Origin of the sequence: Anaerovibrio lipolyticus (assembly GCF_021531495.1) — a bacterium.
Taxonomy (GTDB): Bacteria; Bacillota; Negativicutes; order Selenomonadales; family Selenomonadaceae; genus Anaerovibrio.
In genome coordinates this window covers 1-1,521 of record NZ_JADYTY010000065.1, presented here as the reverse complement: position 1 = coordinate 1,521, position 1,521 = coordinate 1, and the positions used below count along the sequence as shown (strand labels likewise).

Below are 1,521 nucleotides of genomic sequence, written 5' to 3'. Positions count from 1 at the left end.
CCATCAACCAGCTATCCTAGCTATGCTCTTACTGGAGCAGGGACAGTACGTTGGAGCTGGACTGGTTAGCCTGAGCCAACATGGACTGGGCAGCCTGCAGCAGAACATTGTTCTTGGTATAGTTGGTCATTTCCTTAGCCATATCAGCATCGCGAATAGTAGACTCAGAAGCCTGTACATTCTCAGATGCAGTGGTCAGGTTGCTGGAAGTGTACTCCAAACGGGACTCAACGGAGCCAATGGTGGTCTGCTGATCAAGAGCCTTCTGAATAGCATTGTCCAAAACATTGATAGCAGCATTTGCCTTGGTCTGAGTGGATATGTTCAAGGTAGTTCCATCAGCACCCTTCAAACCCAAAGCCTCAGCACGCATATCAGTCAGACCAACCTTGATGGACTGGTTAGCAGCTGCACCAACCTGCAGGCTGATAGCATTATCCTGAGACTCATTCTGAGCACGAACAGTCTCGGAGAAGGCATCCAGAGCTGCATTAGCGGACTTCTTCACATTGCCCTTAGAATCAGTAATGCTGATATTCAAACCAGAAATCTGACCACCAATACCAGCAGTATTAGCAGTAATGCTGATGCCCTTTTCGCCAGAAGCAGTATCAACCTTATCACCAGCGGCATCAATACCAACAGTTGTACTAGAAACTACAGAAGTATGCAGATTATCAGATGTTTGCTTGTTAGTCGCATAAGTAGCATATGCAGTATCAGCATCACCCACTTTAGTATCATTAGCAGCCACTAGTGTTGCATAATTGGCATCTTTTTTAAGAGTAGCCATGAAATCCATTTTTTCCTGAGCGCTAAGACCAGCTTTCCATGCATAAGCTGCACCAGAAGTATCTATATAATCTGTCAACTTAGACATATCAATTGCTTTACCATCATTAGCATGAGTTGTTGTATTGTACTCTTTAAACTTAGCCAAATCAATGGCATCTATCTTGTCAAGAGCTGTCTTTGCTGATCCTCCAACAGCTGCATCCTCCAATGCTTCACCTGGAGTGATAGTTCCTGCCTGAATCTTTCCTGCTGTAGTAGCGCCATAAACCGCTGTGTCAGCAGCCAAAATCTCTGCTGGCGCATTATTAGCATCCTTGCCTAAAGATGCTGCTACACTCTTATTGGTAGCATCTGCAAAAATCTTGCTAGTTTTGTCATAGTTTTCTGCATTGGTAAAAATATCCTGCAGGGTAGCATCCTTAGCATCAAAGGTAGTGCTGTAGGTCTTACCAGCCTGTACATAGGATACAGTTACCTTATCAGTATCTACAATCTCCAAGCTATCGCCACTGCGAGCCTTCAAATCCTTCAGCAGAGTGGTTGCCTTGGTATCAGTAGCCAGGCTCTGATTGGTCAGTACAGTATAGGTAGCATTACCCTTGCTGTTCTTGGAACCGTCAACCAGATACTTGCCGTTGAAAGTTACGTTAGCGTTATCGTTAATCTGGTCAATGGACTGATCCAGTTCCTTCTGGATGGTCTGACGATCAGAATCGGTGTTGGAAT

At 44.8% G+C, this 1,521-nt stretch carries 1 protein-coding gene; it reads right to left on the bottom strand.

Annotation, left to right across the window (positions count from 1 at the left end; translation table 11 throughout):
* Positions 1 to 28: 28 nt before the first annotated feature.
* Positions 29 to 1,294: a flagellin gene (locus tag I6E26_RS10965; RefSeq protein WP_235321904.1), complete on the bottom strand. Its 1,266-nt coding sequence runs from the start codon at positions 1,292 to 1,294 to the stop codon at positions 29 to 31.
* Positions 1,295 to 1,521 lie beyond the last annotated feature (227 nt).